Source organism: Nocardia sp. NPDC003999 (assembly GCF_053604885.1).
Genome location: NZ_JBSGIB010000003.1, coordinates 389021 through 412907 on the forward strand (window position 1 = coordinate 389021; position 23887 = coordinate 412907).

The window sequence follows — 23887 nt, forward strand, 5'->3', positions numbered from 1 at the left end:
ACGGCATTATCGTACGCGAGGGTAACGCTGGGAAGCAATATAGAGCCGACCGTTTCGAGTGCAGATCGGGACATGTGACGTGCGCGGACGTCCCGGAGCCGGTGAACTCAGATCTGCGAGCGGAGGCTGGACTGGAGGGTCAGGCGCGCGCCCGCTGAGGAAGCGTTCACCATCCCGTCGTCGAAGCGTTGCAGCACGACGGCCTGGGTGGCGGCGAGATGGGTGCGATACAGGCGTTCGGCCTCGGCGGCCCGACCTTCCGCGATCTCCCGGGTGATGCGGCGGTGCGTGCGCACGGCTTCGGTCGCCTCCGCCTCGGAGGGATACTCTCCGCGCCGGGTGAGCGCCTCCGCCCACGCCTCCTCCTGGGCCGACCACAGGGTGACCAGGGTGCTCACGACGTAGCGGACGGTCAGGTTCGGCGTGAACGAGACGATGAGGTCGTGGAATTCGCGGGCGGTGTGGGTGAAGGCGACGCCGTCGGCGATGAGTTCGGCCGACTTCTCGACATTCTCGGTGAGCGCGGGGACGACGGTCTCGGCGCGGTCGGGACGTTCGGCGCACGCGGCGGCGCAGAGCGGTTCCAGCGTGCGCAGGCCGGCGGCGAGGTCGCCGAGGGTGACGCGCGCGCCTTGGAGTGCGAGCCCCAAGTGATAGGCCGCCGACGTTTCGTCGGGCCGGTGCACCTCCGCGCCGCCCACATTGCCCCGGCGGACGGTGACGAGCCCCTCGGTCTCCAGGATGCGCAGCGCCTCCCGGATCGACGGGTAGCTCACGCCGAAGTCCTGGACCAGCTGATCCTGGGTGGGAAGTCGATAGTTCTCGTCGCCGGCCAGGATGCGAACGCGCAGTTCGGCGGCGACGGTCTCCGCAATGCGACGCTGTGGGACCCGGCCGCGCTTGGCGGCGGTCATGCGGTCCACCTCTCGTCGGTCCACCCGGGTCGCCTTTCCGTCATGGCCGCAGTGTAGTCACCGGGCGGATGACCGTACAAATATTGCTATCCTTATGAGGATTGAAGTACTGTGCGGCGCATGGACTTCACTATGGGTGGGGCCGCCGCCGGACTCCGGGGCGAGTTGCGTCGACTGATCGCGGACGAGGTCCCCGCCGACTACCTCGGCGCGTTCACCGACGACCCGGCCGATCTGGCTGTCGCCCAGCGCTTCTGCCGGGTACTGGCCGCACGGGGCCTGCTCTGCGCGGCCTGGCCGGAGCGGTTCGGGGGCCGTGGCGCCTCGGTGTGGGAGCAGACCGTGGTCCGGGAGGAGATGTGGGCCCACCACGAACCGCGAGGCGCGCAATACATGGGCGTGAACTGGGTCGGCCCGACGATCATGCGGCACGGCACGCCGGAACAGCAGCGCGAGCACCTGCCGCTGATCGCGCGGGGCGAGGCGATCTGGTGCCAGGGCTTCAGCGAGCCGGATTCCGGCTCGGACCTCGCCTCGCTGCGGACCGCGGCGCGCCGCGACGGCGACGGCTGGCGCGTCTCCGGTCAGAAGATCTGGACCTCCTACGCCACTATGGCGCAGTGGTGCTTCCTGCTCGCGCGCACATCCGCGCGGGGCCGGAAACAGCAGGGGCTCACCGTGTTCCTGGTGCCGATGTCCGATCCCGGCATCGAGGTCAGGCCGATCCGGTCCATGCTCGGGCCGCACCATCTGAACGAGGTCTTCTTCGACGGAGTGCGGGTGACCGGAGCCGACGTGCTCGGCCGGGTCGACGAGGGCTGGTCGGTGGTGCAGGAGGTGCTGGCATTCGAACGCGTAGGCATCGCCCGCTATGCGCGCTGCGAGCGGCTCCTGCAGGCCGCGCCCGGCGTGCTGGGGCAGCGATGGGAGACGGTTCCGGCGCAGCTGCGCGCTCGCTGGCTGCGCATGCTCACCCGGGCTCGCCGCGCACGGCTGCTGGCATACCAGGTGATCGCGATGCAGAGCGCGGGGCGCGTGACGCCCGGCGACGCCGCGGCCTACCGCATCGCGGTGACCAGGCTCGACCAGGAAAGTGCGAGCGTACTGGCCGAACTCGCCGCGTTCGCGGGTTCGGCGCAGGAGCCGCAGCGGCGATTCCGCCGCGCGGTGGACGACCACTGGCGTTACGCGAACGCCGCCACGGTGGCCTCGGGCAGTATCGAGATACAGAAGATCCTGCTGGCGCGCTCGTTGCTGAGCGGGCCGCGGCGGGCGGGGGAGGCGGCATGACCGCCGCCCCGTTCCCGGCTGACGGTCGCGCGATGGCCATCGAACTCGCTACCGAGGCAAGCGAATACGGCAAGCAGGCGGTGCGCGCGTTGCGTGCCGCGGGTGGCGACGAACTGGTACGGCAGGCCGAGCGCGATCCGGCACGGCGGGCGCGCATAGCGCCGGTGCTGGGCGAACTCGGCGCCTGGGAACTGGAACCACGGCGGGATCCGGTCGAACTGGAAGCGGCCGCGGCGTTGTGCCGTAGTGCCGGTTACTGGGCAACGCCTTACCCGGTCGCGGAGCGGCTGGCCCGCCCGGTCGATATGGACGTCGACGGGCTGGTGGTGGCGGCGGGTGACGAACCGGCCGCCGCGGTCGCGGATCTCGATCTGCGCTGGGCTGCGGTCACCCCGGACGGAACACGCGGCGCGGTGGAGGTGCGACCCTCCGAAGGATCGGCGCGGGAGTCCGCGTTCGTCGCCCGGCTGACCGTGCGCCCGGTCGACAACGGCGGCGCCGCCGATCTGGCGCTGGCCCTGGTACTGCCGTGCTGGACCCTGCTCGGCATGCTGGACCGCGCCGTGGAGTTGACCCGCGCCCACGTGCTGGTGCGCGAGCAGTTCGGCAAGCCGCTGGCGGAGTTCCAGTCGGTGCAGTTCCAGTTGACCGACGCTGAGGTGGAGCGGCGCGGCGTCGACGTGCTGGCCCGCTACGCGTTGTGGAGCGTCCAGGCCGAGCGCGGCGATGCGCTGATCGACGCGCTGGCATTGCGTTCCGCGACGCTGGAGGCGGCCGAGGCCGTGTTCCGCGTCGCCCATCAATTGCACGGCGCCCTCGGTTTCTGCGACGAGTCGCCGCTGTCCTGGCTGTCGCGCTACAGCCTGCCGTTGCGCAGGCTGCCGCTCGGCCCGGCGGCCACGGACGATCTGCTGGCCCGGCTGGCCGGTCGCCGTGGCCTCAGCGGGTTGTTCTCCGAGCCGGGGGAAGGGTGACGCCATGCGCTACGACGTGCCCGATGTGCTGAGCGTGACTTGCGAAGGACCGGTCCGCACCGTCGTCATCGACCGCCCCGGCGAGCTCAACGCGGTGAACGCCGAGTTGCACCGAGCGCTGGCCGAGGTGTGGCGGCAACTGGCCGCGGATCGTGCGGCCCGAGTGGTGATCCTGACCGGCTCCGGCCGGGCGTTCAGCGCGGGCGGCGACCTGGACTGGATCACCTCGTTCCTGGACGACCCCGTCGCGCGGGACGAGAGCATCCGCGAAGGCGCCCAGATCATCGAGGAGATGCTGCGTTTCCCGCTGCCGGTGATCGCCGCGGTGAACGGTGCGGCGATGGGGTTGGGCGCCAGCCTGGCGGTGCTGTGCGATGTCGTGCTGATGTCGGATCGCGCTTACCTGGCGGATCCACATGTCGCCGTCGGGCTGGTCGCGGGGGACGGCGGCGCCGCGTTCTGGCCGCTGCTCACCCCCATCCTGCGGACGCGGGAGTACCTGTACACCGGCGACCGGATAGATGCCGTCACCGCCGTCGAGGTCGGGTTGGCGTCCCGAGTCGTCCCCGCGGACGAACTGCTCGACGAGGCGCGCAAGCTGGCCGGGCGGCTGGCCGCGCTGCCACCGGAGGCCCTGCACAGCACGAAACGGGTGGTGAACATGTATCTGTCCCAAGCTCTCGGCGGTCCGATGCAAGCCGGTTTCGCCGCCGAGGTGGTCACCATGCGATCACCTGAGCACCGGGACCGGCTGCTGGCGTTGCGACAGCGGGCCCGGGCACGGTGAACGACTTGGACGCGTTCCGCGACGAAGTCAGGGACTGGTGCCGCAGGCACGTGCCCGCGGACTGGCGACAGGCGCAGACCGGCCCCACGGACGCGGAATTCGTTCGCTTCCAGCAAGAATGGTTCCAACAGCTGCGCCGCGCTGGATACGCGGTGCCGCACTGGCCACGGGAATACGGCGGTGGCATGTCCATCCCGGAACAGATCGTGCTCTATCGGGAACTCGCCGCGCACGATGCTCCGCGCTCGGTGCTGGCGTTCGTCGGCGTACATCACGCGGCCGCCACGCTGTTGGCGGCGGGAACGGACGAGCAGCGGCGACGGCATCTACCCGCGATCCTGGACGGCGAGATCTGGGTACAGGGTTTCTCCGAGCCCGGCGCCGGATCCGATCTGGCGGCACTGCGGACCGCTGCCCGCCGCGACGGTGACGGCTATGTCGTGACCGGGCAGAAGGTCTGGGCCAGCGGCGCCCGGTACGCGGACTGGTGCCTGCTGCTCGCGCGCACCGACCCGGCCGCTCCCAAGCGGCGCGGCATCTCCTACTTCCTGCTGGACATGCGCAGTCCGGGCATCGAGGTGCGCCCCATCCGCCAGGCCACCGACGAATCGCACTTCTGCGAGATCTTCCTGGACGAGGTGCGGATCCCGGCCGACGGGCTGATCGGCGCGGAGAACGCGGGCTGGCAGGTGGCGCAGTCGACGCTCGGCGCCGAACGCGGCCTGACCATGCTGGAACTGGCCGAACGGCTCGGCAACGCCGGATTCCGGTGGCTCGTGGAAGTGTGCGAACGACCCGATCCGACGGGCGGGCGTCCCCTGGACGACGCGCTGGTGGCCGACCGGCTGGCCGCGCTGGACATCGAGATCACCGGCTTGCGCGCGTTGTGCCGCGACCTGGTGGAACGGCACCACGCGGGTGTCGCGGGCCCAGCCGACGCCTCCATCGTGAAGCTGTACTACAGCGAATTGCTGCAACGGATGACGGATTTCGGCGTGGAGGTAGGCGGGGTCGCCGCGCACACGATGCTGCGTAAACCCAGTTCCGGCGGCTGGGAGTCGGGCGCCTGGGTGCTGGACTTCGTCGGCTCCTGGGAGTGGACCATTCCGGGCGGTACCAGCGAGATCCAGCGCACCATCATCGCGGAGCGCGGTCTCGGCCTGCCCAGGGAACCGACGGGAACATGATGAGCGACGACTTCGCCGAGATCCACGACGAATTGCGGGCCCTGGCAAGCGAACTGCTCGACAGAACGGATCCCGAGTCGGCGGTCGACTGGTCGCAGATCGCCCGCTCCGGATGGCTCGGCCTGGAGGCACCCGCCGAATTCGACGGGGCGGCGGTTACTTTCGCCGAAGTCGCGGTGGTGCTCCAAGAGGTGGGCCGAGCGGTCGCCCGCAGTGCCTATCCCTCGGTCGCGGTGCTCGCCGTCGGCGCGCTGGGCCTGCTGGAGCCGAGTCCGCAACGCGACGAACTGTTCCGCGACACCGTCGCGGGTGCGGTGGTGCCGGTGGTCGCGCTGCCGGGGGAGGAGCGGGTCGGCGCCGAGCCGCCTGCGGGCGCGGACCCTGATTCGGTGCCGGTCGAAGCGCCGTTCCGGCTCGTGGCGGGTACCGAAGGTCTGCGTCTGCACGGCAGCGCCGAGTTCGTGCTCGACGCGCCCGGTGCGGATCGGCTGCTGGCGCCCGCTCGTGATCCGGTCGGCGAGGTCGTCATCGTGGCGGTCGAACGCGGCGCCCCGGGGACGACCGTCACCGCGCGGCCGGTGGTCGACGCGACGCGCGATCTCGGGCGGGTCGGCGCCGAGGGCGTCGCGGTGACGTCCGCGGCGGTGTGGCGATTCCGCGGCGACGGTGAGCGGGCCCTACGGCGGTTGTACGACCGAGCCGCCCTCGCGACGGCCTGCGACAGCCTCGGGCTGAGCGAGGCCATGCTGGCGGCAACCGTCGGCTATGTCAAGGTGCGCGAGCAATTCGGCCGCCCGGTCGGTTCCTTCCAGGCGGTCAAGCACGCCTGCGCGGACCTGCTGGTGCAGGTCACGGTGGCCCGGCAGTTGGTGGCGGCCGCCGTGCGAGCGGAGGTCTCGTCCGCCCCGGACGCGGGCATCGCGGCTTCGCGGGCCAAAGCGTTCACCACCGAGACGGCAGTGCGGGTGGCGGGGAAGGCCATGCAGTTGCACGGCGGCATGGGCTACACGTGGGAGAGCGGGATTCACGCCTACCTCAAGCGAGCCACGCTCGATCGGTCCCTGTTCGGTACGCCCGCCGAGCACCGGAGACGGCTGGCCGGGCGATACGCCTCGGCGTGACGAGCGCCGGAGCGTAACGCCGGTCGGCCGCTCCGAGGCGCACCGGGAGGGCAGATCAGTCGTCCGGAGTCTCGGTGAAGCGCTGGAGGTACAGCGGCTCGCCGAGTTTCTCCACCAGATCGAGTTCGGTTTCCAGGTAGTCGACGTGCTGTTCTTCGTCTTCCAGGATCTGCTCGAAGATACGAGCGGAGGTCACGTCGCCGCGTGAACGCATCAACTCGATGCCACGGCGGAGCCGTTCGACCGCTTCCATCTCGATCTGCAGGTCGGCCCGCAGCTGCTCGGGCACGCTCTGCCCGATGCGCAGCGGGTTGAGTTTCTGATAGTTCGGCAGGCCCTCCAGGAAGAGGATCCGGTCGGTGAGGATCTCGGCATGTTTCATCTCATCGATGGACTCGTGCCGAGTGTGCCGGGCCAGCTTGGTAAAGCCCCAGTTCTCCTGCATCTTGGCATGCAGGAAGTACTGGTTGATCGCCGTGAGTTCGGCCGTCAGCTGCTCGTTGAGCAGCGCAACGATGTCCTTGTCGCCGTCCATAGCAGCGATCGTGGCACAAAATGCGCGCAGCAGCAGGCAGACCGCCTGGTGTGTCGGCTCAGGCGGCCGAGGGCTGCGCTTCGGTGGACGCCCGCGCGCGGCCGATCACCTCGGCCAATCGCGCCGTGCAGCTGCCGCAACCGGGCTTCCATCCGCAGGCGTTCTTCACCTGGCGGATGCTGTCGGCGCCCGCCGAAACGCAGGTGTGCACATCACCTTCGGACACCGCGTTACAGATGCAGACGTACATGAAGCCTCACAGCCAGGGACACTATTCCTGAGGTTAGCCTCGACTAACGAGGTAAGCCTCCCCTAATGTATAGCAGCTCGGAGCGGCGGTGTGAAGTCCGGTGCCGACGCGAGTCGCGGCGCATCGGATAGGGGCGCTAGCCGGCCAGCCGCTTCGCGGCCAGCTGCCGCAACTCGCTGGACTTGATCTTGGCGCTGCCGGTGAGCGCGATGTCCTCCTCGGTGAACAGCAGCACGTGACGCGGCACCTTATAGCTGGCCAGCCGCTCTCGCAGGAAGGCCCGCAGTCGCGCGCCGTCCACCGTGGCGCCCGCCTGCGGCACCACGCACGCCACTACGGCCTCGCCGAGCGTCTCGTGCGGCACGCCGACGGTGCGCGCGACCTTGACGCCCGGGAACCGTAGCAACGCCTCGTCGACCTCCAGCGGGGAGACGTTCGCGCCGCCGGTCTTGATGATGTCGGTCAGCCGCCCCTCCCAGTACAGCCGGTCGGCGTCATCGAGGTAGCCCCCGTCACCGGTATGGAAGTAGCCGTCGGAGTCGAGCGTCTCGTCCAGCGCGGTGCCGAGGTAGCCGAGCATGAGGGTCGGTCCTTTGACGCAGATCTCGCCGCGCTCGCCGCGTGCCAGGACGGCTCCGGTGCTCGGGTCGACGATCTTGACAGTGTTGCCGGGCAGCGGCTTACCGCTGCTGCCCGCGATCTCGTCCTCCGGTGTGCCGGACGGGAAGCAGGTGGTGATGGTGAAGGTCTCGGTATTGCCGTAGGCGTGGCCCGGCTCGGTCCAGGTGGTCGACACGCGCGGGTGACGCGCCGCGGGAGTCTTCACGTCCACGAAGCGCAGGCTGCTCAGATCGGTCGCGGACCAGTTGGGCGCGCCCTCCAGTTGCGCCCACTGGTGCGGCCACGCGACCGGGAAGTTCACCCGCTCGACGCGCATCAACTCCAGCGCCTCGACGGCGTCGAAGGTCGATTGCAGCACCAGGCTGCCGCCCGCGGCCAGGGTGGCGCCGAGCGCCTGCCCGAAGTTGCCGGACCAGAAGAAGCCGTTGGCGGTCCAGCAACGCACGTCGTCGTCCGGGCCGAAGCCGAACATGCGCCGGAACCGCCACATCTGGATGGTGACGCCGCGGTGCGCGCTGCGGATGCCTTTCGGCCGGCTGGTGGTCCCCGAGGAGAAGAAGAGCACGGCGGTGTCGCTTGGCCGCACCGTGGCGGCCGCCGCCTCGATCAGTTCCGGCGGTTCGGCGTGCCCGCGCGCCAGGAATGCCGGCCAGGAGTCGATCGCCGCGCCCGGCGCCGGTTCGCCGATCACCGCCAGGTGGCGCAGGAACGGGTAGGCCGTCGATCGCACGGCACCCGGCGCCGCGACGCCGAGCGCCGGTTCCAGTCCGGTCAGCACGGCGGCGAAATCCCGGTTCGCCACGGTTCTTTCGAACAGCAGCACCGACACGCCGGACAGCCGCAGCAGGTGGTCGAGTTCCGCCGGGCTGGAGAAGGTGCTGAGCGCGACGGCGACGCCACCCGCCAGCGAGGCGCCGAAGACCGCCGAGAGCCATTCCGGCCGGTTCGTCATCAGCACGCCGACCCGGGTGTCTTTGCCGACCCCGCACGCGCGCAGGGCTCGCGCCACTTCGGCGGCGCGTTCCCACAGCTCGGTATAGGTCCAGCGGACGACGCCGGTGCCGGTGCCGGCGACGAGCGCCTCCCGGTCGCCGTACCGTCCGGTGACCTCGCGCAGGAAGCCGGGCAGGGTGAGCGGGCCGAGGCCCGGCTCGTCGGACAGCGGCGGGCCGGCGGCGATCGCCACGGCTCCGCCGCGGATGTCGTTGATGTCGGTGGGCATCGCCGGACCTCAGTAGGGGAGTTCCACTTCGGCGGTGCAGTCCACCAGCACCCCGAAGTCCTGATTGGTCAGTCGCAGCCGCACTTGTACCAGCGGCACACCCCACGCCGAATCCGTCTCCTTGCCGATGATCTCGGCGTCGAAGTAGGTCACGTCGCCCTCGAAGGCGGGCAGGCGGAAGTCCGCCTTGGTGTGGCGCACCAGGCCGTCGTGCCCGGCCCAGTACGAGAGGTAGTCGGTGCACCAGGCTCCCATGGTGGCGCCGTAGCCGTAGGCGCGCGCCATCCCGACCTCGCCTGCCTTCTCGGCGTCGATGTGGCCGCGCGAGGGGCCGACGTACAGCCCGTCGCGTTTGCGCGGATCGATGCGCGCACCCTCCTCGTCGAAGGCGAATCCCTCGGTCCAGCCGGGATCCTGGTAGACCCAGGGATCCTCGATGCCCTCCGGGGCGGTCCAGTGGAACGTGCCCCAGATGTTGAACAGGAACGCGCGGTACTCGGTGGTGAAGCTGGCGATGGTGTGCGGTCCGATCACCCGGCGCGGCAGGTGGTCGCCGATCTTCACCTCGTCGAAGTGCGGCGACACGCCGGCCCGGTTGGACAGGATCCATTCGTGCCGCAGCGACTCGATCTCGGTCAGCTCCGCGGCCGTCCAGGTCCGCACCGCGCCGAGCTGGTTGTCGTACATGCCGCGCTTGTGCGCTTCGGATGCGAGATAGCGAATGGCGGTGGATCTTTCGCGTGCGACGAGCACGCCGTGCTGGTTGCGGTGGGTGGTGTCGCCGCGGGAGAACATCGTCGGTCCGGCGAACTTCGTCTCCACCACCTTGTAGTCGTGGAAACGCCGTTCCTGGAACAGTTTGTCGCCGGGGCGCACCGGGCAGCCGTAGAACCACCACTCCTCACCACCGAAGATCAGGTGGCTGCCCGGGATGTGGCCGACACACGCGGGCTGCGCGCCGTGCCCGTAATCCAAGGCGACCGCGATGGATTGCGGCGCCACGATGCCGCCGTAGCGTGATTCGCGGGCGAATTCCTGATCCCAGTGCAGCGGGTTGGGATAGTCCATCGCCATCACCCATCGGCGGATGTCGGAGGAACCGCACGGATCCCACAGCTGGCCGCCGCCCACCGGCTTGCCGACCCGGTGGTCGACGTCGGACAGATCGAGTTCGACAGCGGATTTCGTCGTTTTCCTGGTCATGGCGTACTCCTGATCAACGATTCACGTCGACGACGATCCGGCCGCGCACCACGCCGTCGATGAGCCGTTCGGCCGCGGTGATCGCCTCGCCGAGGGAGATCTCCTGGGCGATGTCGTCCAGGGCGGCGGGGTCGAGGTCGCGGGCCAGCCGGGCCCAGGCGTCCAGTCGCGGCTGCCTGGGCGCCAGCACGCTGTCGATGCCGGACAACGTGACCCCGCGCAGGATGAACGGCGCGACCGTGGCCGGGAAGTCCATGCCCTGGGCAAGGCCGCAGGCGGCCACCGCGCCGCCGTACCGGGTCTGGGCGCACGCGTTGACCAGTGTGTGACTGCCGACGGTGTCGACCACGCCCGCCCAGCGCTCCTTCTGCAACGGTTTGCCGCGCTCGGCCAGTTCGGCGCGATCCACCACGGTGCCCGCGCCCAGTTGTCGCAGGTAGTCGGTTTCGGAGGCCTTGCCGGTGGCGGCCGCCACGGTGAATCCGGCCTTGCTCAGCAGCGCGATCGCGATGCTGCCCACGCCGCCGGTCGCGCCGGTCACCAGGATCTCGCCCTGATCCGGGCGAACGCCGTGGCGCAGTAGCGACTCGACGCACAGGCTCGCCGTGTAACCGGCGGTGCCGATCGCCATTGCCTGACGCGCGGTGAACTCGATGGGCCGGGGTATCAGCCAGTCCCCGTTCAGGCGGGCTCGCTGTCCGAGGCCACCCCAGTGCGTTTCGCCCACGCCCCAGCCGTTGAGGATCACATCGTCGCCGACCGACCAGTCCGGGTGTCCGCTCTCGGTGACGACACCGGCGAGGTCGATGCCGGGCACCATCGGGAACGTGCGCACGACCGGCGACTTGCCGGTGATGGCGAGGGCGTCTTTGTAGTTGAGGGTGGAGTACGCCACCTCGACGGCGACGTTCCCTTCGGGCAGCGACGCTTCGTCCACATCCGTCAGCGCGACCTTCGGTCCGGCCTCGCCCTTTTCGATCAGAACTGCGGAGAACATGCGGGAGAATTCCCTTCTTAGAACGGGTGGCACCAATCCCGAAACATTATTTTCGAATAGGAGAATTACATTCTTTGACTGATCATGCTCGCACCGTCGGATTCAGGTGTCAACGCGCGAATGCCGGCTACCGCTCGCGCTCATCGAGCGGTCCAGCCGCCGTCCACGACGATGGTCTGCCCGGTGACGTATCGAGCGGCGTCACCGGCCAGCCAGAGGACAGCGCCGACGATGTCCTCGGCGTCCGCCTCGATCGGCAGCGGGGTGTTCCGGCGCAGATAGGCGGCGCCGCGCTCGTCGTCGTAGAGGCTGTCGGTGATCTCGCTGCGAAAAAAGCCTGGCGCCACCGTGTTCACGCGGATCGAATGCCGCGCCCACTGCACGGCGAGTTCGGCGGTGAGCCCGGACAGCCCCGCTTTGCTCGCGGCGTACGACGCCTGCGGAATCCCGGGTACGCCGACCTGTCCGCTGATGGAGGAGACGTTGACGATCGAGCCGCGGCCTACCGCTCGCATGTGCGGGAACACCGCTTGGGCGAGCAGGAACGGGGCAACCAGATTGAGTTCGAGGGTCCGACGCACGGCGTCGAGCGGCTCCGACTCGGCGCGCTCGGCGCCGAACCGGTTTCCGGCCGCGTTCACCAGGATCTCCGGAGGACCCAGCCCGTCGGCCGCCGCGGCGACCGCCGCGCCGACGCCCCGGGGATCGGTCAGGTCGCACACGACCGGAAGTCCGTCGATGCGACCGGCGAGTTCGGTCAGCCGATCGGCGCGCCGGGCCACGACGGCGACTCGTGCGCGGAGCGAGGCCAGCGCTTCGGCGACGGCGGCGCCGAGGCCGGAGGACGCGCCGGTCACGATCGCCACCCGGCCGTCGAGGTCGAACATGGCTGTGGCGCGGTCGGATCGGGCGGTCACGGCCGCTCCCGCGCCGTCGACGGGTCGGAAGTCACCAGTTCGGTGAGTCGCGTGCGCTCGACCTTGCCCATCGCGTTCACCGGAAGCGCATCCACCCTGGTCCAGATCTCCGGCACCTTGTACCCGGCCAGCTCGCGTCGGCACAATCGCGCCAGGGCGCCGAGATCCACGGTGGGACCGGCGCTTTCGATCACCGCCGCCACTTTCTGGCCGAGTCGTTCGTCGGGCACCGGACAGACGGCGACCTTGGCGACATCGGGGTGCGTCGCGATGACCCGCTCCACTTCGAGCGGATAGACGTTCGCGCCGCCCCGGATGATCACCATCTTCTTCCGGTCCAGGACCGACAGCCTGCCTTCGGCATCGACGGTGCCGACATCGCCGGTGGGAATCGGGCCCGGTTGCGGCGGCCGCACGCCGCCGCGCTCCCAGTAGCCAAGCATCGGCGTCCACGAACCGGCCCACGGACCGGTGGTGGCCGCCGTCAGCCGCAGCTCCCCGAGCGAGCCCGGTGGCAGCCGGTTGCCCTCGTCGTCGTAGGCGGCGACGTCGTATTGCGGCAGGACCCGGCCGCTGGTGCCGGAAACCCAGTCGTCGCCGGGCGGGTCGATCGAGACCACCGTGGGCGCCTCGGTGAGGCCGTAGGTGGCGCGGGGCACCGGTCCGTGGGCAGCGGCGAAGGCCGTGCGCACCGAGTCGGGCGTGTCGCTGCCGCCGCTCCAGACTTCGCGCAGCGAACCGAGATTCGCTCGGGTGTGCCGGGCGAGGTCGTACAACTGCGCGGGTGCGCCGTTCCAGACGGTGACGCGATGCTCGGCGATCCACTCGGCGACCCCGTCGGCATCGCGGCGGTCCATCACGACCGAGCAGCCGCGAGCCTGCGCCGTGAGCAGGGTGGACAGCACCATCAGGTTGAGGATCGTCAGCGGGAAGCTGTCGCCTTTGCGCAGGCCGGGCCCCCAGCCCCGGATCGCCGTCAGCGCCGCGCCGGGCAGTAGCAGGTTGCGCTGGCTGTGCACCACGGCCTTGGGCTGGCCGGACGTGCCACTGGTGAAGGCGATCCCGGCCGGTGCGTCGATGTCCTGCCGGACGCGCGGCGCGGGCGTCGCACGATCGAGCAGTGCCGACCACTGCTCGGGATCGACCGCTCGCGGCGAGTCCAACCGGCAGCGCGGTCCGGCGAGCACGACGGCCGGTTCGCACAGATCGTGCAGGTGCTGCTGTTCGGTCGTGGTGAGCGCCTCGCCGATGCCCGCCCACACCGCGCCGATGCGCTGCGCGCCGTGGAAAGCCGCGACGATGTCCAAATCGTTGGGCAGGCAGGCCGTGACGCGATCGCCGGGACGCACGCCCAGCGACCAGAGCGCGCCGGCCGCGCGATGGGCGTGGTCGTCGAGTTCGGCATAGGTCCACGCGCCGGAAGCGGCTTCCACTGCCGTGGCGCCGGGGTGGGAGCCGAGGGCGGCGTCCAGCACCTCGGCGATCGAGCGGAGGGTGGGCCGGCCGGATGGGGCGGCGCCGTTGAAATCGTCCACAGCGTCCTTGATATCACTATCCTTGCAAAGATTCATCAGATAGGCTCACGGCGCTGCTCGGGTGGGATGCGACGGCGGCGGAGGGGTCGGGAAAGAGGCGCGGTGATGGAACACAGTGGTCCGCTGTCCGGAATCCGGGTCGTCGATCTGACGGCGATGGTGATGGGCCCGTACTGCACACAGATCATGGCCGACATGGGCGCGGAGGTGATCAAGGTCGAGCCGCCGGACGGGGACAACACCCGCTACATCTCCGTGGGCCCGGAACGGGGGATGGGCGGCGTCTTCGTCAACGTGAACCGGGGCAAGCGCAGTGTGGTGCTGGATCTGCGGTCAGAGGGCGGCAAGCGGTCGCTGCGCGGGCTCGTCACCGAGGCGGATGTCTTCATCCACTCGATGCGCGCCGCCGCGATCGCCCGCCTCGGCTTCGATTACGACGCGGTGGCCGCGCTCAATCCCACGATCGTCTACACCAACTGCTACGGCTACGGACGTCGCGGCCGGGATGCCGACCGCACCGCCTACGACGACACGATCCAGGCCGAGTGCGGATTGCCTTTCGTGCAAGAGCGTTTGACCGGCGCCGCCGGGTACGTCGGCACGATCATGGCCGACAAGATCGCCGGGATGACCACGCTGTACGCCACGACGATGGCGCTGTTCCATCGGGAACGCACCGGCGAGGGCCAAGAGGTCGAGGTCGCCATGTTCGAGACCATGGCCGCGTTCATGCTGGTGGAGCACGCCAACGGGGCGATGTTCGATCCCCCGCTGGGGCCCGCGGCCTACCCGCGCGCGGTGACTCCGCACCGCAGGCCCTATCGCACCGCGGACGGCTACCTCTCCGCGCTGGTCTACAACGACAAGCAGTGGACGGCATTCGTCGCGGCGGTGCGCCCGCCGTGGGCGGGACCGGAGTTCGCCACCCTGGAGCAGCGCGCGGCCAGGATCGACACCGTCTACGCCCGTCTGGCCGAGACGTTCCGCACGCGGACCACCCGCGAGTGGCTGAATCTGCTTCGCTCCCTCGATATTCCGGCCGCGCCGGTCCGCTCCCTGGACGAACTCTTCGACAATCCGCATTTGGCCGACGCGGACTTCTTCGAGACCGTGGATTCACCGTATGGAACGGTTCGCTTTCCTGGACCGCCAACCTGGTTCTCCCGTACCCCCGCCCGCATCGCGGGGCCCGCGCCCAGGCTCGGCGCCGACACCGCAGAGGTACTCGGCCGCTTACGATCCGCCCCCGACGGCCGTCCGAACGGCCGGGTGCCGCGATGACCACGCTGTTCGCCGCCACCGACCTGGACTTGAGCGCGATCCTGCGGGCGGGTGACCGCATCGTGGTCGGACAGGCCTGTGGCGAGCCCACCACCTTGATCGAAGCGCTCATCGCGCAGGGCGCCGCGATCGGCGGCGTCTCCGCGTTCATCGCGACGAGCTTCTCCGGCCTGTTCACCCCGGCCGCGACCGAAGCCTTCGCCCTGTCCAGCATGGGTGCGATCGGTGCGTTGCGCGCGCTGACCAAGGAGCATCGGCTCGGCATCGTCCCCTGCCATGTCAGCCGGGTCGGGCCGATGATCGAAGCCGGAATCCTCGGCTGCGATGTCGCTTTCGTGCAGGTGAGCCCGGCCGACGAGCGCGGGGACCACAGCTTCGGGCTGGTCAGCGACCACGTGCGCGCGGCCGTCGCGACGGCGCGGGTCGTCGTCGCCGAGATCAACGACCAAGTGCCGTTCACGTTGGGGGAGCGGCTGCCGAGCACCGAGATCGACTACGCCGTAGAGGTTTCCCGCCCACCGGTGCGGGTGCCGCCCGCGCGAATCGGTCCGGTGGACGAAGCGATCGCCGCGCACGCGGCCGCCTATATCGGCGACGGCGCGGTGCTGCAAGTCGGTGTCGGCGCGGTTCCCGACGCCGTGTTGCGTCTGCTGCACGATCGCACCGATCTCGGGGTGCATTCGGGGATGATCGGCGACGGGTTGGTCGATCTGGTCGAGTCGGGTGCGATCACCAACGCGCGCAAGCACATCGATGGCGGGGTCTCGGTCACCGGCGCGCTCATCGGCACCGAGCGGCTGTACCGGTTCGCCCACCGTAATCCGGCGATCCGGATGTGCACCACCGACTACACCCACGACGCGGGCGTGCTCGCGCGGCTGGAGCGGCTGGTCACCATCAATTCCGCCGTCGAGGTCGACCTGACGGGGCAGGTCAACGCCGAACAGAGCGGTGCGGCCTATCTCGGCGGTACCGGCGGTCAGGTGGATTTCGTCCGGGCCGGCGCGCGCTCGCCGGGCGGTCACGCGATCGTCGCGCTGCCGTCCACCGCCAAAGGAGGGACCCGCAGCCGGATCACCGCCACGCTCTCCGGGCCGGTCACCACGGCGCGCAGCGACGTCGACGTGATCGTCACCGAGTTCGGCGCGGCGGAGCTCGCCGGGCGGACGCTGGCCGAGCGCACTCGAAGGCTGATCGCCGTGGCGCATCCCGATTTCCGCGAAGAACTGGAGCGGGCGGCGCACGTCGTCCAGCGGAGAGGTTTCTGATGTCCGACGCAGTCGTCTTCGAGGCCCGTCCCGACGGGATCGCGATCATCACCCTCAACCGGCCCCGGCGGCGCAACTGCTTGGCGCGGGACGTGCGGGAGGGACTGTTCGATGCGTGGGAACGGTTCGAGCGCGACCCCGCGTCGCGCGTCGCGATCCTCACCGGCGCGGGATCGAAGGCGTTCTGTGCGGGCGGGGATCTAGCGGAGATGGTGGCGACCGGCATGACGGTGCCGCCGCGCGAGATGTACCCGCTGCCCTACGACACCATCGAACTGTCCAAGCCCACCATCGCGGCGGTCAACGGCACCGCGTTCGCCGGGGGCTGGATGATCGCCCAGGCATGCGACCTGTGTGTCGCGAGCACCACGGCGACTTTCGCGGTCACCGAGGTCAAGGTGGGTCGCAGTTCGCCGTGGGCCGCGCCGCTGATTCACATGATCCCGCAGCGGATCATGATGGAGTTGCTGCTGACCGGCAAGCCGATCGACGCGCGACGGGCTTACGAGATCGGGTTGGTGAACCGGTTGGCCGAACCCGCCGACCTGATGGACACGGCGCTCGAGCTGGCCGCCGAGATCCTCGCGGGCGCCCCGCTGTCGGTGCGGGCCGCGCGGGAGACGGTCATGCTCGCGACCGAGATGGGCCGCTCGGCCGCGCTGCAAGCGGCCCGGCACGCCTCGGTTCCCTGTTACACGAGCGAGGACGCGCAGGAGGGGCCGCGCGCCTTCGCCGAGAAACGCAGCCCGCGCTGGACGGGCCGCTGACCCGAATCGTTCCCTGTTGACCGGTACGAAAGAAGCGTGCTAAGCATGTGCACAGCATGCTGAGCGGGTGCTCAGTCCGCGTCGAACGGCGATCCGCCGCCGGGTCGCCGCTGTGCGATTCCCATCGATCAGGAGTGTGCCGCCATGGCCGTATCCCCACTGTCCGAGTCGCCGGAGTCGGTCACCTGCGCGGTGGCGACCGTTATGTTGGACGGCACCGAGTCCAGCGTCGACGTGCGCCTCGGCGAGACCGTGCTGGAGGCCGCGAAGCGAGCCGGGCTCAATCCGCCGTTCGCCTGCGAGGAGGGCAATTGCGGCACCTGCATGGCGAGGCTCGTCGAGGGCCGTGTCGAGATGAGGGTGAACGATGCCTTGACCGACGAGGACGTGGCCGACGGATACGTGCTCACCTGTCAGTCCGTGCCACAGACCACGTCAGTGACCGTCGACTACGTGTAATCCGGGTTGGGGCGCGAATCCGGCAGCAACGCAACGGCTTCGATCAGGCATGCCGACCACGGCGTGCGTCGGTCGGTCAACCGTCGCACAGGTCCACGAGTACCTTGCCGATCGCGCGGCCGTCGGCGACGTGCCGCAGCGCGGCCGCCGCCTGGTCGAGCGGGTAGGACGCTCCGATGTGCGGCCGGATGTGGCCGTCCGCCAGCAACGTCGCGAGTTCTCGCTCGTTGCGGCGGTATTCGGCGGCATGGAGATCCTGGAACTGGAAGCCGAGCAGCTGTACGCCCTTGACCAGCACCAGGTTCAGCGGGATGCGGGGGATGACGCCGGAGGCGTAGCCGACGGTGACGAAACGCCCGCGGCGCGTCAGCGAGCGCAAAGCGGGTTCGGCGAGGTCACCGCCGACCGGGTCGATGACGGCGTCGGCGCCGTCGGGCAGCGCGTCGCGCAGGGCCGCGCGGAGCGGCCCACCGGTGTGATCGATCAGCTGCCGCGCGCCGTAACGCGCCGCGGCGGCGAGCTTCTCCGCCGACGAGGCCACCGCGGTGACCTGCGCCCCCAGGTGCGCCGCCAAATGCACGGCGGCGAGTCCGACTCCGCCGCCCGCACCGAGCACGATCACCCGATCGCCCGCGCCGACTCGCGCCATCGAGCGGAGCGTGTGGTAGGCGGTGCGGTAGGCGACACCGAAGGCAGCGGCGGTTCCCAGGTCCACCCCGTGCGGCACCCGGGTCAGTGCGGCGCGGGAGACCGCCACCTCCTCGGCGAACGCGCCGACCAGCCCGGTGCCGGTCACCCGGTCGCCGATCGCGAGATCGGTCACCTCCGCGCCGAGTTCCGCCACGACTCCGGCGAACTCGCTGCCGGGGACGAACGGCGGCGCGACGCTGACCTGGTACTTGTCGGCGATCAGCAGCACGTCGGGGAAGTTGACCGCGGCGGCGGCGACCCGGACCCGCACCTCCCCCGCCGCAGGTCGCGGCGAGGCCAACTCTTGCAGGCGCACCACTTCCGGCGGCCCGTACGCCGGGCAGACGGCCGCGCGCACCTCAGCGCCCCCGCCACACCGGCGGCCGTTTCGCCAGGAACGCCTGCGCGCCCTCCTTGGCGTCGGCGCTGGTGAACACCCTTTCCTGCCAGTGCTTCAGCCGGGCTTCCGCGTGAGCGGCGTCGGTGACCGACAGCCGCACCAATTCCTTGCAGGCGGCCAGGCCCAGCGGCGCGTTGACGGCGATCCGCTCGGCGTATCGCAGCGCCGTCGGCAGCACTTGATCCGCGGCGACCACCGCGTTGACCAAGCCGATCTCATACCCCCGGGCGGCGGTGATCGAATCGCCGGTCAGGGTCAGCTCCAGCGCGATGTTCATCGGGATGCGAGCGCCGACGAAAGTGCCGCCGCCGCCAGGGAAGAAGCCGCGGCGCACCTCCGGGAAGGCGAACTCCGCGGACTCGGCGGCGATGATCAGATCGCTGCCGAGCAGCAACTCGAGTCCGCCGCCGATCGCGGAACCGTTCGCCGCCCCGACCACCGGAACGGCGATCTCGCCGCGGGCCAGCCGGGTATAGGCCGCGGTGGCGGGATCGTCGGCGTCGAACGCGGCGCCGCCTGCGAAGGCGCGCAGATCCATGCCGGAACAGAAGGCGCGATCACCGGAGCCGGTGAGCAGCAGGACACGAACGGTGGGATCGGCTTCGGCCGCCAGCACCGCCGCGCCGATGCCGCGCAACATGTTCATGGTCAGCGCGTTTCGCGCTTCGGGCCGGTTCAGCCGGATGATCGAGACGGTGCCGCGCCGTTCGATCCGGTACTCCGCACGCTCGCTCATCCGCGGTACTCGCTCGTCTCCGCCAGTTCGGCGGCCGTTCGCATGAGGTCGGTGACGATCGGCCCGAAGGCGCGCAACCGCGCGTCGGCGCCGGCGCGCTGGAAGCCCTGTTCGAGCACGATGGCGAGCTTCCACTTGGCCAGTACGAGGTAGTAGTCGAGATCGTCGACCTGACGGCCGGACACCTCCGCGTAGTGCTCGACCAGCCGGGTGCGCGACGGCATCCATCGCAGGTCGACGTAACCGTTGGTCGCGGCCTCGGGAGCGGAGGTGTCGGCGGGCCAATCCTGCACCATCCAAGCCAGATCGAGCTTCGGGTCGCCCACGGTGCCCATTTCCCAATCGACGATCGCCGCCAACCGGGCCGGGGCTCCGTCGCGGTACATCACATTGGCGAACTGGTAGTCGCCGTGCATCACGCCGGGGACGAAATCCAGCGGCCGATGTTCGCGCAACCAGGCGGTGGCGACGTCCATGCCGTCCAGGTCGCGGCCCTTGACGCGCTCGAAGAAGCCGGTCCAGCGGTCCACCTGCCGGTCGTGAAAGCCGTCGGGTCTCCCGAGGTCGTGCAGGCCGTGGGCTTTCCAGTCGAACTTGGACAGCAGCGCGATGCCTTCGGCGAGCTGGTAGGAGAGCCCGGCGCGGGCGGCGCGGTCGGTGTCGAACGGCGCGGGCCACGCTTGCTGGTGTCGCATCGGCGACCAGCCGTCCACGAATCCCATGAGATAGAAGGTGCGGCCGAGGACCGCGGGATCGGTGCACACCGCGATCGCGCGGGTGTGCGGCACCTCGGAGCCGTTCAGGGCCTCGATGATCCGCCATTCGCGCAGGATGCCCCGGTCCCGTTCGGCCGGTGCGGATTTCGGCGGGATGCGCAGCACGCTGCGGTGCTCGCCGCGGCGGATCTCGTAGATCTCGTTCTGGGTGCCGCCGGACAGCAGCGCGATCTCCAGAGGTTCTCGCGCGCCGGGCAGGCCGTTCTCGTCCATCCATGCGACGAGCTGGTCGGTGTCGATGGTCTGTCCAGCCGTGGTCGATGTGTCGTCGATCATCGGTTCCCCACTTCGTGTTCGAGGAATTCGGCGTATTTGGCCAGGGCCGATTCCCGGCGACGCGGAATCCACTCGGTCGGCCAGGTGTCGTCGGCCGGGCGGTGATCGCGCAGCACTTGTTTCGCGACGGTGGTCTTGTGCACTTCGGTGGGGCCGTCGGCCAGACCGAGCACCGCTGCGCCGTGCACCATTCGGAAGAACGGCATCTCGTTGGTCACGCCGAGCGCGCCGTGCACCTGCATGGCACGCCAGGCGATGTCGTGCAGCACGGTCGGCATCACGGCCTTCACCGCGGCGATGTCCTTCCTGACCCTCTTGTAGTCGTTGTACTTGTCGATCTCCCACGCGGTGTAGAGCACGAACAGGCGGAACTGCTGCAACTGCGCGTAGGAGTCGGCGATATAGCCCTGCACGAACTGCTTGTCGGAAAGGCGGCTGCCCGCGGTCTCGCGGCTGAGCGCGCGCTCGCACATCATGTCCAGCGCCTTGCGGGCCAGCCCGATGGTGCGCATGGCGTGATGGATGCGGCCGCCGCCGAGCCGGGTCTGTGCGATGGCGAACGCCTGCCCGGCGCCGCCGAGCAAGGCCGAACCGGGCACCCGCACGTTGTCGTAGTGGATCAACGCGTGCTGACCTTCGCCTTCCGGCTCGCCGTACAGGCCAACATCGCGGACGATGTCGATCCCTGGGGTGTCGGCGGGCACCAGGAACATCGACATGCCCTGGTACGGGCTGACCTCCGGGTCGGTGATCGCCATGACGATGAGGAACGCGGCCGTCCGCGCGTTGGAGGAGAAGAACTTCCAGCCGTCGATGACCCAGTCGCCGCCGTCGCGCACCGCGCGGGTGCGGAACCGGGTCGGATCGGCGCCGGCTTGCGGTTCGGTCATCGAATAGCAGGAGAACAATTCGCCGTCGAGCAGGGGCCGCAGATATCGCTGTTTCTGCTCGGCCGTCCCGTAGTGCGCGATGATCTCGGCGTTTCCGGTGTCCGGCGCCTGGCAACCGAAGACGATCGGCGCCCATGAACAGCGGCCGAGGATCTCGTTGAGCAAGGCGAGTTTCACCTGCCCGTGGCCCTTGCCGCCGAGTTCCTGGCTCAAATGGGTCGCCCAAAGACCCTGCGCGCGCACCTGTTCCTTGAGCGGTCCGATCGCTTTGTGCCTGCCGCCGTCCAGCGGGACGAACTGCTCGTGCGGCCAGACCAGGTCGAGCGGCTCGACTTCCTCGCGGACGAACGCGTCGGCCCAATCCAGCTTCGCCTGGTACTCGGGGTCGGTCTCGAAATCCCACGCCATGACAACTCCTCTCGATTTGGAGAATAGACTTCTCGCATCGCAGAATGCAATTCTTGGACGGGATGCGCCTCGAACGCCCCTGTGCCGATGGGACGTCCCGCACCGCGGAAGTGGAAGGAGAAGCCGGTGACAGGTGAGAACGTGGCGGAAAAACCAGCCGACGACGTGGCCACCCGGATCGCCCGGCGGACGTTGGCCAAACGCGGCGCCGACTACGCGGTGGAGGTGCGCAAATTGTTGGACGCCGCGCTGACGGTGATCAGCGCGGCCGGTACCACCGCACGTCCACGGGTAACGGACATCGTGGCCGCCGCCGGGCTGTCCAACGACGCGTTCTATCGGCACTTCCCGTCCAAGGACGCGCTGGTGGCCGCCCTGCTTGAGGACGGAGCGGAGCGGCTGACCGGCTATGTGGCCCACCAGATGGCCAAGGAAGCCGACCCACGTGCGCGCGTCCGGCGCTGGGTCGCGGCGATCCTGGCGCAGGCCGAAGAGCAGACCGCGGCAGCGACATTGGCCGTGCTCTGGAACGCCGCTGGGCCGGGTCTGGGGTTGACGGCCGGACCTGGCGTGGTGGACACCGCGCTGGCCGCGCTACTGCGCGACACGCTCGCGGAATTGGGCAGCGCCGCGCCGGATTCCGACGCGACGCTGATCGCTCACGCGACCACCGGCACGCTCGCCGAGCGGTTGCGCCGACGCGGCGAGCCCGCTTCCGGCGACGTCGAGCGCATCACGGCCTTCTGCCTGCGCGCCCTGACTCCGCCGGGTCCGGAATGAATCCGCGCCTGTCGACGTAGGTGCGGGTGGGCGCGGTTCGTTCTGGTCGACAAACCATCCAGGACTGAGACCCGGAATGCGCGGGAGAGAGGGCGCCGGGCCCGGCTCAGACGGTGATCTCGACGACGTCGCGGATCCGGAAGCGGTCACTGGAGGTGATCTCGACCGCCTGCCGGGCGACCACGATCGCGGCGTCGCGATCGAAGCGGTAGCCGACCTCGAGCGAATCGGGCACGACGCTCGAGCGCGCTCCGTCGCGCAGGCATTCGGCCCGCGCGCTGGTCGCCGCGTCCAGAGCCGCCATGGCGTCGAAATCGTCGCCCGATGGCGGGCGGGTCTCGTCGGCGCCCGCGATCGGGACTGTCGTGTCCGATATCGAGCAGAGCCGACCGGCCGGGTCGAGCGTCACGCTCAGTTGACCATCGCCGCCTGCCACCGCGGCGACGCCGTCGTAGACCTGGCGGTAGTGCAGGGTGTACTCGGCCACCGATGCCGCTACCTCGTCGCCGTCGCGGCTGCCACCGCCGTGGAAGGTGGCCGACATGCCGGCCAACGCCAGGTCGTGGCCGAGGTCGAGCTGCCGGATCGCGCGATCGGCGATCTCCCGAACCTCCTGTGGTGCGATGCTGTCGGCAGTGCGGTCCGGCTCGGCGTAGAACACGTGGTACGCGCCGTCCGGATGCATGACCAGTCGCGGTTCGAATTCGACCGGGGCAGAATATTCCTCGGCTGTGGGTGACGCAGGCTCGGCGAGCACGGCCCGCAGACCGAACCGTTCGGCGAGTTCGGCGGCGGTATCCGCGTCGGCGCGACGGCGCGACAAGCGCAGCGCCCGCGGCCGGCGAGGAACGTGAAGGCCGAGGTCGACCTCGATGGGGACTTGGCCAGCCCATCGCCACCAGTACCAATTGTCCGACACCGGCTCGCCGAAGAAGAGACGCTCGTTCCACAGCCGGTCCTGTGCCTCCCGGTCGGTGGCGCCACATGCCGCCGAGGACACCCGGTGATCGTTGTGGAAGATCGACAGCGCCGCGTCCTGCCAGGCCTGGCTGAACGACTTGCCGGTGTTCCACTCCTTGAAGAACCGCGTTCCCTGCTGATCGGTGTCGAAGGTGAGGCTGTCGAACCCGAACAGCATCCGCGCGCCCAGGTTCGGCGCATGCCAGGTGCGAAATGGGCTGTGCCCGTCGTGCATTCGCAACGACTCGCATCCGTGGAGGAACAAGTAGCGCAACCGCTGGTCACCGAAACTCATCCGATCCGACCACGCGTAGATGGTGTCGTCCCAGGTCCGGCCCATCGCGGTGAGGAACACGCCGTCGTCCATGGTCGTGCTGTGCGCGTAGTGATAGAAGACCTTCACCGAGTCCATGCCGAGGCGATCCTGCCAGTTGTCGTACTCCTTGTCGTAACGCCATTCCCGGACGTCGTCGTCCTTGGCGTGGAAATTGATCGTGTTGAACTTCGCGACGTAGTCGAGGAAGCCGTTGACGCAGGCGTGCGGGTGACTCAGTGGGGCGTCCTGCGGGTAGACCTGAACCGACGCGCCGGCGTAGATGTTGTCTGACATGGCTGAATGGTCGCGGACGTCGGCCATCGGAGC

The 23887-nt window shown here is 69.6% G+C and carries 23 protein-coding genes; 10 read left to right on the plus strand and 13 right to left on the minus strand.

Features of this window, described 5'->3' with window-relative positions; all coding sequences use genetic code 11:
* Positions 1-107: 107 nt before the first annotated feature.
* On the minus strand, positions 108-914 hold the full coding sequence (locus ACWESM_RS09335; protein ID WP_452491250.1) for a FadR/GntR family transcriptional regulator: 807 nt from the start codon (positions 912-914) through the stop codon (positions 108-110).
* Between the two features lie 120 nt (positions 915-1034).
* Here ACWESM_RS09335 and ACWESM_RS09340 point away from each other — a divergent pair, with 120 nt between their 5' ends.
* The 5 genes from ACWESM_RS09340 to ACWESM_RS09360 are packed head-to-tail and all read left to right on the plus strand — an operon-like array spanning position 1035 to position 6273.
* On the plus strand, positions 1035-2204 hold the full coding sequence (locus tag ACWESM_RS09340; RefSeq protein ID WP_452491251.1) for an acyl-CoA dehydrogenase family protein: 1170 nt from the start codon (positions 1035-1037) through the stop codon (positions 2202-2204).
* A 32-nt stretch (positions 2205-2236) separates the two neighbouring features.
* Positions 2237-3178 carry an acyl-CoA dehydrogenase family protein gene (locus tag ACWESM_RS09345; protein ID WP_452491450.1) on the plus strand — a complete coding sequence of 314 codons (942 nt, stop codon included), beginning with the start codon at positions 2237-2239 and terminating at the stop codon, positions 3176-3178.
* 4 nt (positions 3179-3182) lie between these two features.
* A complete protein-coding gene (locus ACWESM_RS09350) occupies positions 3183-3965 on the plus strand; it encodes an enoyl-CoA hydratase/isomerase family protein (RefSeq protein ID WP_452491252.1) in 783 nt (260 codons plus the stop codon).
* Positions 3962-5152 (plus strand): acyl-CoA dehydrogenase family protein, encoded by a 1191-nt coding sequence (locus ACWESM_RS09355; protein WP_452491253.1) that lies wholly within the window; start codon positions 3962-3964, stop codon positions 5150-5152. Before ACWESM_RS09350 ends, ACWESM_RS09355 begins: the two co-directional genes overlap by 4 nt.
* The gene (locus tag ACWESM_RS09360; protein WP_452491452.1) at positions 5152-6273 is read left to right on the plus strand and encodes an acyl-CoA dehydrogenase family protein; all 1122 of its coding nucleotides are present in this window, start codon (positions 5152-5154) and stop codon (positions 6271-6273) included. Before ACWESM_RS09355 ends, ACWESM_RS09360 begins: the two co-directional genes overlap by 1 nt.
* A 55-nt stretch (positions 6274-6328) precedes the next feature.
* Here ACWESM_RS09360 and bfr read toward each other — a convergent pair whose 3' ends face one another.
* The 7 genes from bfr to ACWESM_RS09395 form a co-directional block, all read right to left on the minus strand.
* Positions 6329-6808 (minus strand): bacterioferritin, encoded by a 480-nt coding sequence (bfr, locus tag ACWESM_RS09365; RefSeq protein ID WP_039801806.1) that lies wholly within the window; start codon positions 6806-6808, stop codon positions 6329-6331.
* Between the two features lie 58 nt (positions 6809-6866).
* The gene (locus tag ACWESM_RS09370) at positions 6867-7058 is read right to left on the minus strand and encodes a (2Fe-2S)-binding protein (protein ID WP_452491254.1); all 192 of its coding nucleotides are present in this window, start codon (positions 7056-7058) and stop codon (positions 6867-6869) included.
* A gap of 136 nt (positions 7059-7194) precedes the next feature.
* Positions 7195-8901, minus strand: a complete 1707-nt coding sequence (locus tag ACWESM_RS09375) for an AMP-binding protein (protein ID WP_452491255.1) — start codon at positions 8899-8901, stop codon at positions 7195-7197.
* Between the two features lie 9 nt (positions 8902-8910).
* Entirely contained in the window at positions 8911-10104 is a 1194-nt protein-coding gene (locus ACWESM_RS09380) for a MaoC family dehydratase (RefSeq protein WP_452491256.1), read from the minus strand.
* 13 nt (positions 10105-10117) lie between these two features.
* On the minus strand, positions 10118-11101 hold the full coding sequence (acuI, locus tag ACWESM_RS09385; RefSeq protein WP_452491257.1) for an acrylyl-CoA reductase (NADPH): 984 nt from the start codon (positions 11099-11101) through the stop codon (positions 10118-10120).
* Between the two features lie 140 nt (positions 11102-11241).
* The gene (locus ACWESM_RS09390) at positions 11242-11988 is read right to left on the minus strand and encodes an SDR family NAD(P)-dependent oxidoreductase (protein ID WP_452491453.1); all 747 of its coding nucleotides are present in this window, start codon (positions 11986-11988) and stop codon (positions 11242-11244) included.
* 26 nt (positions 11989-12014) lie between these two features.
* On the minus strand, positions 12015-13553 hold the full coding sequence (locus ACWESM_RS09395) for a class I adenylate-forming enzyme family protein (protein ID WP_452491258.1): 1539 nt from the start codon (positions 13551-13553) through the stop codon (positions 12015-12017).
* A gap of 105 nt (positions 13554-13658) precedes the next feature.
* Here ACWESM_RS09395 and ACWESM_RS09400 point away from each other — a divergent pair, with 105 nt between their 5' ends.
* From ACWESM_RS09400 to ACWESM_RS09415, 4 genes are all read left to right on the plus strand, one after another.
* Positions 13659-14834 carry a CaiB/BaiF CoA transferase family protein gene (locus ACWESM_RS09400; protein ID WP_452491259.1) on the plus strand — a complete coding sequence of 392 codons (1176 nt, stop codon included), beginning with the start codon at positions 13659-13661 and terminating at the stop codon, positions 14832-14834.
* Positions 14831-16102, plus strand: coding sequence for an acetyl-CoA hydrolase/transferase family protein (locus ACWESM_RS09405; protein ID WP_452491260.1), 1272 nt, complete (start codon positions 14831-14833; stop codon positions 16100-16102). Before ACWESM_RS09400 ends, ACWESM_RS09405 begins: the two co-directional genes overlap by 4 nt.
* Positions 16102-16869 (plus strand): enoyl-CoA hydratase/isomerase family protein, encoded by a 768-nt coding sequence (locus tag ACWESM_RS09410; protein ID WP_452491261.1) that lies wholly within the window; start codon positions 16102-16104, stop codon positions 16867-16869. The genes ACWESM_RS09405 and ACWESM_RS09410 overlap by 1 nt, the downstream gene beginning before the upstream one ends.
* Before the next feature lie 144 nt (positions 16870-17013).
* On the plus strand, positions 17014-17328 hold the full coding sequence (locus ACWESM_RS09415) for a 2Fe-2S iron-sulfur cluster-binding protein (RefSeq protein WP_452491262.1): 315 nt from the start codon (positions 17014-17016) through the stop codon (positions 17326-17328).
* Between the two features lie 76 nt (positions 17329-17404).
* Here ACWESM_RS09415 and ACWESM_RS09420 read toward each other — a convergent pair whose 3' ends face one another.
* Genes ACWESM_RS09420 through ACWESM_RS09435 form a run of 4 tightly spaced genes read right to left on the minus strand, consistent with a single transcriptional unit; the run spans position 17405 to position 21504 of the window.
* Entirely contained in the window at positions 17405-18376 is a 972-nt protein-coding gene (locus ACWESM_RS09420; protein ID WP_452491263.1) for an NADPH:quinone oxidoreductase family protein, read from the minus strand.
* 1 nt (position 18377) lies between these two features.
* Positions 18378-19154: an enoyl-CoA hydratase-related protein gene (locus tag ACWESM_RS09425; protein ID WP_452491264.1), complete on the minus strand. Its 777-nt coding sequence runs from the start codon at positions 19152-19154 to the stop codon at positions 18378-18380.
* On the minus strand, positions 19151-20206 hold the full coding sequence (locus tag ACWESM_RS09430) for a phosphotransferase family protein (RefSeq protein ID WP_452491265.1): 1056 nt from the start codon (positions 20204-20206) through the stop codon (positions 19151-19153). Before ACWESM_RS09430 ends, ACWESM_RS09425 begins: the two co-directional genes overlap by 4 nt.
* On the minus strand, positions 20203-21504 hold the full coding sequence (locus ACWESM_RS09435) for an acyl-CoA dehydrogenase family protein (RefSeq protein WP_452491266.1): 1302 nt from the start codon (positions 21502-21504) through the stop codon (positions 20203-20205). Before ACWESM_RS09435 ends, ACWESM_RS09430 begins: the two co-directional genes overlap by 4 nt.
* Positions 21505-21630: 126 nt before the next feature.
* Here ACWESM_RS09435 and ACWESM_RS09440 point away from each other — a divergent pair, with 126 nt between their 5' ends.
* Entirely contained in the window at positions 21631-22284 is a 654-nt protein-coding gene (locus ACWESM_RS09440; protein ID WP_452491267.1) for a TetR/AcrR family transcriptional regulator, read from the plus strand.
* 106 nt (positions 22285-22390) lie between these two features.
* On the opposite strand, the gene ACWESM_RS09445 is transcribed toward ACWESM_RS09440, so the two are convergent.
* Entirely contained in the window at positions 22391-23854 is a 1464-nt protein-coding gene (locus ACWESM_RS09445; protein WP_452491268.1) for a DUF6345 domain-containing protein, read from the minus strand.
* Between the last annotated feature and the right edge of the window lie 33 nt (positions 23855-23887).